Annotated in this window: 5 protein-coding genes; 2 read left to right on the plus strand and 3 right to left on the minus strand. The window is 72.9% G+C overall.

From position 1 onward, the window contains the following. Positions 1-71: 71 nt before the first annotated feature. The 3 genes from ACIA8O_RS39005 to ACIA8O_RS39015 form a co-directional block, all read right to left on the minus strand. On the minus strand, positions 72-761 hold the full coding sequence (locus tag ACIA8O_RS39005; protein WP_396298834.1) for a hypothetical protein: 690 nt from the start codon (positions 759-761) through the stop codon (positions 72-74). 234 nt (positions 762-995) lie between these two features. Continuing rightward, entirely contained in the window at positions 996-1,781 is a 786-nt protein-coding gene (locus tag ACIA8O_RS39010) for a hypothetical protein (protein WP_396298835.1), read from the minus strand. Between the two features lie 1,216 nt (positions 1,782-2,997). Next, the gene (locus ACIA8O_RS39015) at positions 2,998-3,495 is read right to left on the minus strand and encodes a hypothetical protein (RefSeq protein WP_396298836.1); all 498 of its coding nucleotides are present in this window, start codon (positions 3,493-3,495) and stop codon (positions 2,998-3,000) included. Positions 3,496-3,996: 501 nt separating this feature from the next. Here ACIA8O_RS39015 and ACIA8O_RS39020 point away from each other — a divergent pair. Both ACIA8O_RS39020 and ACIA8O_RS39025 read left to right on the plus strand, forming a co-directional pair. Next, positions 3,997-5,601, plus strand: coding sequence for a replication-relaxation family protein (locus ACIA8O_RS39020; RefSeq protein ID WP_396298837.1), 1,605 nt, complete (start codon positions 3,997-3,999; stop codon positions 5,599-5,601). Between the two features lie 168 nt (positions 5,602-5,769). Next, positions 5,770-6,282 carry a hypothetical protein gene (locus ACIA8O_RS39025; RefSeq protein ID WP_396298838.1) on the plus strand — a complete coding sequence of 171 codons (513 nt, stop codon included), beginning with the start codon at positions 5,770-5,772 and terminating at the stop codon, positions 6,280-6,282. The last annotated feature ends 686 nt before the right edge of the window (positions 6,283-6,968 follow it).

The following is a 6,968-nucleotide window of genomic DNA, read 5'->3' on the forward strand; positions in this document are numbered from 1 at the left end:
TAGGAGCGTTTTCGGCCCGGCCTGGGACGGGGCTGGGGCAGGCCCCTGACCCCGGCCGCGCCGGGCTGGGGTCAGGGGCGGTCGCGGAAGCGGATGAGGGGCGGGTACTCGACCGCGTCGGGGTCGGTGCGCGGGTCGTAGACGTCCAGGCCCGAGCCGCGCAGGTGGCCGGCGACCCGCAGCCACTGGCCGTGGTCGAACTCGGCGGTCAGCACCCCGAAGTCGACGTCCGGGTTCTCCAGCGCCAGCCCCTGGAGACGGCGCAGGTTCTCCAGCGCCTTCGCGGCGGCTGCCTCGACCTCGGCCAGGGCCAGGCCGTCGGCCTTCTGGCAGACCTCCGCCCGGTGGAGGGCGATCGTCTGCGGTGCGAGCTCCAGCTGCTCGCCGGGCGGGCGCAGCCAGCGGATGGGGATGGTGTGCACCACCTGGCCGGGGAAGGTGATGGCCTCGTCGTTCCCGTCGGTGACGATGCCGGTGATCTCGTACTCCTGCCCGTCGGCGAGCCCAAGACCGGCGGCCTGCTCCGCAGTGAGCCGCAGCCGAACCCGGCCGGCCGGGACCGGCTGGGCGACGGTCACCGTGCCGGGCTCCTCGCCGAAGCCGGTCACCGTGACCCGGATCCGGTGCCCGCGCTCCAGGTGCAGCTGCATCCCCGACCGGAACTCCTCCACCGTCGCTCCCGGGCGCCGCAGCGCCTCCGGCAGCCGCTGCGGAATGGCCGCCGTGTAGGTGGCACCGACCTCGACGTCCTCGCTGCGCATGCCTCCATCGTTGCCCGTACGGGCCGCCGCAGGTGGGACAACCCTGGGACAGGCCCTGTCCCAGCACCGTCCCAGCGCGCCGGGTATGTCCGTTTTGCTGGGACAGTCCCAGGCCATTTCCCCAGGTAGAAGCGTTTTTGGCCGGACCTGGGACGGAGCTGGGACACCCCCGCCGAACACACCGGCGGCCCGCCCCGACGGATCGGGTGCGGGCCGCCGCGCGGACGGGCCGGCCTACTCGGCTGCGGCTCCCCGGCCGAGCGTGCGCCGCTGCTCCGGAGCGACGGCCCGCTGCTCCTGGCCGTGCTCGCCGTGCGGGGCCGGGTCGGCCGGGAGCTGTTCGACGGGCAGGCGCCGGGCCCCGGCGGAGGTGGCGGCGACGTCCTGGTCGTGGTGTTCGGTGGCCGGCCCGGTGCCGAGCGGCCTGCGCGCTGGAGTGATCATCTCGCCGACGCTATCCGACGACCCGTCACCCTCCGCGCCGGGCAGCGCGGCTGCCGGACCGTCAGCGGCGGCACCGGCGAGGACCAGGGCCTCGTCGATCGCCTCGCACAGCTCGGGCAGGATCAGGTCGAAGTCGCCGAGCACCGCGCCCGGCGCCTCGAGGACCAGGGCGCCGACGGCGAGCAGCGCCACCCGCTCGGCCCGGCTCAGCAGCCGGCGGCCGACGGGCTCCATCACGTAGTGGCGCACCAAGGCGGTCAGCTCGTAGCGCTGCTCGAAGTCGACGTCGCCGAGCCCGGCCGGGTCGATCCCGCCGGTCACCGCGGCCACCGTGTCCGCGATCCGGCGAAGGCCCGCGCCGAGGCCGAAGCGCGGCCCGTCGCTGTCGGCGGCCGGGTCGGCACCGTCCACGGCGCGCTCGGCCAACACCTCCAGCCACCCCTTCACCCGGGACCCGGTGGCCGCCGCCAGCTCGAGGGCGGCCCGCTCCGCCTCGGTCAGCTCCGAACCCTCCGCCGGGTCCGGGTCCAGCTGCGGGCGCTCGCCGAAGGCCGGCCAGGTCGTGTTCGTCGTCATGCCCGGAGAACTCACCGTCGGCCGAACGGGTCACGGCGCACCGGTGAGTTTCGCCCCGGGACGAAACTCACCGGCCCCCGCAGAACCTTTCCAGCGCGGGTCACCGCCCCTGCCCGGCCTTGCGGCGAACACCGTACGCCGCACCCGCCGCGCACCGTCCAACTGCGACTGCGCAGGCCTGCGCAGTCGCACCCCGGGCCCGGTGAGTTCCGCTGCGCACGCCTGCGCAAGCCCGGTTAGTTCGGTGCGACACCCCGGGTGCGAAACTCACCGGTTTTCTCCCCATCGCAGGTCAGAGGGGGGTGCGATCCGGAATCGCAGTTCACCGGCGGGCGCCGCGCGCCGCCGACCAGGAGCAGCTCCTGGTGGCCCGGCCCGAGCGGCTGCGCAGAGGATGCGCAGCCGTCCGGGTGCGTGCGCATCCTCTGCACAAGGGGCTCTGCGCATGCGCAGAGGCGATCCGGTGCGTACGCAAGCGCCTCTGCGCGACCGCTGCGCAGTGCGGTGCGGAGGGCCGGCCGCCCGGCGCGGCGGACGACCGCGGCCCGCCCGGCGCCCGCCGTGCTGCACTCCGCGGCGACGTCACCTTCGTGCAGCACGGCCGCGACATCGAAGTGCAGCATCCGGCGACGCCTTCGTGCAGCACGACGACACCGTGCTGCACTTCGGGCGGGACAACATGGGCTGCAGCGCCATGTTGTCCCCGTCCAACCGGCATGTTGTCCCGGCCCGCAGCGGGCCCGCCCGGCATGTTGTCCCCCAGGTCAGGCACGTTGTCCCGCCCTGCGCGCTGCACCGAGCGGGCCCGCGCTGCACGAGTGCAGCGCCGTGCAGCACGCGGGTGCAGCGCGGCCCGCTGCACCGCGCTGCACTCCCCGCCGGGCCGCTGCGGGAGCAGACCGGCCGGGGCCACCTTGATGCTCCCCCCGGACACCTTGATGGTCCGGCCGCACACCTTGATGGTCCCGGTTGGGCACCTTGATGTCGCCGGCCGGGACCATCAAGGTGTCCGGGCTGCCCGGCGGCCTGGTGGCGGCCGAGGGGAGCTTCCAAGGTGAGCGGGCCGGCCTTCCAAGGTGGGCCCGGGGGCCGTTCCAAGGTTTCCAGCCGAACCTTGGAAGCCCCCTCCACACACCTTGACGGCCACCCCCCGATTCCTTGACGGTCCATCAAGGTGTCCGCGTTCGCCCAGGTCAAAGGCTTGGTTAGCGGCCGTTCACCAAGGTTGGACGGCCCCGCGGTGGTGATGCCGCACCACCGACTCCAGCAGCAGCTGCCGCGCCAGGTAGACCTGACCCTCCTCGGCCGCCACCGCCTGCTGCGCCCACGGCGCCAGCGGCCGGCCGTGCCCGAGCGCCCGCAGCCGCGCACCGAGACCCTGCTGCGCCTGGTCCCACTCGGTGACCAGAGCGCCGAGGAGGCGGACCAGGCGGTCGACGGCCGCGGCCGGGTCCTGCCCGGCGGTGCGGGCCTCGGCGGCGGCCTCGGCGAGGACGTCCTCGTCCAGGCCGTCGAACTCCCCGGCCCAGGCGGCCACCCGCTCGCGGTAGCGCTCCAGCTCGGCCTGCTGGTCGGCCCGCACCGCCTCCGGCGACCACGGCAGCGGGGAGCGCGGGGAGCCGATCGACGGCCCGAAGATGGCGCGGCCGGCCCCCGGGCCGAGACCGCCCCGACGCGGCCGGGAGGCGCTGGAGGTCGTCCTGGTGCTGCTCACGCCCGGACCAACTCCGCTCCGGCCCAGGAGGTCACCCAACCGCCCGTATCCGGTGTCCGCGGACCCGGCCCCGGGTAGGCTCCCCATCAGGCCGGAAGGGCGGTGAAGAGCCCCGCCAGGGCCCTCCCGAGGCGCTCCGGGCCGCTCACGACTCCCCGACCACCTCCCCGACCTTCTCCCCGACTTCTTCCCCGACCACCACTCTGAGGCCGGGGAGGCGCGTTTCCGCAGGTCAGGTACTGAATTTGCGCCGCCGAGAAACCCCGGCAACCCCTCTGTGCTCTTGGTAGTGAGGTTGGGAGCTTGCAGGGTTGTAGAGGGGGTCGCTCGCCGCTGTGGCTCTCTCCTCGGCCGAGACGGCCGGCCTGCCGGCGGCGGCCCGGGGCGGGGCCCGGGGAGGGAGCGGGCGGAGACCTGCGGCCGGGAAGCACCGGCCCGGCTGTCACAGGCGTGAGGTATCGGTGGTGACCGGAAGATCACCACCGACCGGGGGAGCACCGGATGACCGACGAGCAGCCCGACGGTGCCACCGCCGCGCCCCGCCAGCGCCCGCCCGCGAAGAAGCGCGTCCACTTCGTCCGCGCCAAGGCCTACCAGAACGGCTCCACCAACCCGCTGCGCCACTCCATCCTCCAGGTGCTCGGCGTGCTGAAGGTCGCCACCGTCAAGCAGGTGTGGTGGCTGGCCCAGCCGGACCACGAGCAGCGGAACACGGTCGCGGGCGGGCTGCGCGACCTGGCGGACAACAAGCTGGCCGAGAAGCGCGGCACCACCTCCGGCCTGCCGCCCGTGGAGGACCGGGTCGCGGCCGGCCCCGCCGCGCCGAAGCCGAGCCCGCTCAAGGGCAAGCCGAAGCGCCAGCCGGTGCGGCCGGTCGGCGCGGGTGAGGTGATCTGGGGGCTGACCGATCTCGGCCTGGACGCCGCGAAGAGCACGCTGCCGTCCTCGCGGAAGGTCGGCGGCCGGGCCCGCTCCGTCGGCCGCGCCAGCGGCGCTCCGCACGCCATGGCCGTCAACAACGTCATCCTCGCGTTCACCAGCCCGGTCACCCCCGGTGAGCCGATCGGCACCATCGCCGACTGGGTCACCGAAGCCCCCCACCCACTGCCCGGCGACCGCGGCATCTTCGCCGACGCCGTCCTCACCGCCCCCCAAGACGGCGTCCCGCTGCTCCTGGTCGAGGTCGACCTCCACAACGAGACCCCGGAGTTCATCGCCGAGAAGATCGACCGGTACGCCGAGTACTGCACCCTGACCTACAACGCGCCCAGGCCCGAGGGCGTGCAGCACTTCGGCCAGGCCGAGAAGCTCCCCGTCTGGCGCCGCCGCTACCCGACAGCCAGCAGCGCCTCCCTGCCCCCGATCGCCCTGGTCCTCGGCGGGGCCGGCGTGCTCGGCGTGAACAACCTCGCCGACAAGGTCATGAACCTCACCCGGCGGCACTGGAAGCCCACCAGCAACGACCGTTGGAGGGACGACCCCTTCGACTTCACCGGCAGCATCCCGATCATGTACTGCCACCTGAGCACGCTCCTGGAGCGCGGCCCGCACGAGCCGATCTGGTGGCGCTTCGGCAGCCAGGGCTGGCAGAGCCTGTCCGACGCGCTGGCCAACACCGAGTACACCACCCGCACCCGCGCCCGCCTGGCCGCCGAGAAGCAGGCCGCCGAAGACGCCGAGCAGGCCCGCCTCGACGCCACCCGCTGCCCCGGCTGCAACCGCCACGAAGGGGAGTACGACTACAAGCCCCGCGCCAGCGACGGCACCACCCTCTGCCTCGACTGCAAGGACGCCAAGGAAGACGCCAAGAAGCAGAAGCGCCTCCAGGCCGTCCGCGCCGCCCACGCCCGCCGCTGGCCCTGCTACACCTGCAACGGCCCCCTCGGTGGCGAGCACGGCCACGCGATGGAACGCCGCACCGAGGCTGCGCCCGACACCGCCGAGTGCCCCCACTGCGAGTACAAGCGCTTCACCAACGGCCGCGAACCCCTGCTGCTCCCCCTGCCTACCTCCCGCGAGCTGCGCCAGGCCAAGCGGAAGACACCCGACGACCCGTGGTGGGAACTCCGGCTCATCCACGCCGAAAAGGCCCGGAACAGCCGCTGACCGAACAGAAAACCGAGCAACCGAAGGGCCCCGCGAAGCAGATTTCGCGGGGCCCTTTGCGCATTATGGAGCAGGCTGGTAAAACGTCCCTCGCTGACGAAGTGGAAAGGAATTCACGTGAACAGCCGCTCAAATCCGCGCGAGGCCGTCCGACGCCAAGCCACAGGAATGAACGCCCAGCAGGTCCAAGAGGCCACCCAAGAAGCCGAATCGTACGAGCGCCAGCGCTCCCGGGTCTGCGACGACGAAGGCGACGCGGCAGTAATCCAGGCCGCAATGGACGAGCACAAGGAATGGCGCAGGATCGGCCACCTCATGACGGAACTAGGCCTCACCGCCTACCACCCTGACCACGACCCGATCGTCCAGCGCCGACAGCGCTGGGAGCAGCGAGCCCGCCCCGTTCGGGCCACCGCCGTGCCCGAGGTCCCGGCCGAAGACCCCCACGCCCTCACCCTCCTCACCGCCCTGCGCCGCGCCGGCCTCCAACCCACCGAAGCCGACCACCACACCGCCCACCGCCTGGCCCACCTCGACCCGCACACCATCGCCACCATCAGCGGCTGGATCGAAGCAGCCCACACCACCGCCCTGCGCCGAACCGCCCCGCCCCCGCCCAGCAGGCCCGTGGTCCGCCGCCCCCCGATCCGGCCAGAGGGCGGCTACCAGCCTCCCCAGTAGGAGAGCCAGGAGCCCCGTCTCCCTGCCCGGCCACGCAGCCCGACCGGGCAGGGAGACGACGTGCCGCACAGCAGCGGCTCAGCGGCCCGGCCGCCGATGCCGACCCCGGTCCGGCCGAATCCACCAACGGGAAAAGACAGGAATGCCTGACAGGGCAAAACTGAAACGACAGTGGCTTTCCCCTGACGGACAAATCAGTCGGGCCACAGCGAATCCGACTGGTAGAATGAGAGCGCAAATTCCGGCCGCCTTTCCAGCCCTTTCAATCTTCCGGTGGAGCCCGGTCTGCACAGTCCATCCGGCAGGATCAGCCGACCGAGCCCACTTGATACACGCCTGAGAGGTGATCACCCGCCAGACGCTACCTGACGATCCGTCAGTCCGCAGCAGTGTAGCCGGTCCAGACCAATCTGGCGGGAGTGAAGCCGACCGGCACGCGCCCCCGGCGCTCACCCCTCCCCCTAGTCAGCCTGTCGTGAGATCAATCAAAATCCCAGCTCAACCGTGTGATGCCACGTCAGCCATGGCGGGGCCGGCCGGAGCGAAGCGGAGCCGGTCCCGCGCCCCGGCGAAGCCGAGGCAGACCTGACCGAAGGTCAGGTCCGGACACGCGGAGCGGGTCCGCCCGGCCCGAAGGGCCGGGCCGTCTGGAGGGCCGAAGGCCCGGAGGGACCCGCTCCGCGGGG

Source organism: Kitasatospora sp. NPDC051853 (assembly GCF_044452665.1).
GTDB lineage: Bacteria > Actinomycetota > Actinomycetes > Streptomycetales > Streptomycetaceae > Kitasatospora.

Bases quoted from the DNA above. Each gene is read 5' to 3' on its own strand.
- ACIA8O_RS39005 (WP_396298834.1), bottom strand. From the start codon at position 761: ATGCGCAGCGAGGACGTCGAGGTCGGTGCCACCTACACGGCGGCCATT.
- ACIA8O_RS39010 (WP_396298835.1), bottom strand. From the start codon at position 1,781: ATGACGACGAACACGACCTGGCCGGCCTTCGGCGAGCGCCCGCAGCTG.
- ACIA8O_RS39020 (WP_396298837.1), top strand. From the start codon at position 3,997: ATGACCGACGAGCAGCCCGACGGTGCCACCGCCGCGCCCCGCCAGCGC.
- ACIA8O_RS39025 (WP_396298838.1), top strand. From the start codon at position 5,770: ATGAACGCCCAGCAGGTCCAAGAGGCCACCCAAGAAGCCGAATCGTAC.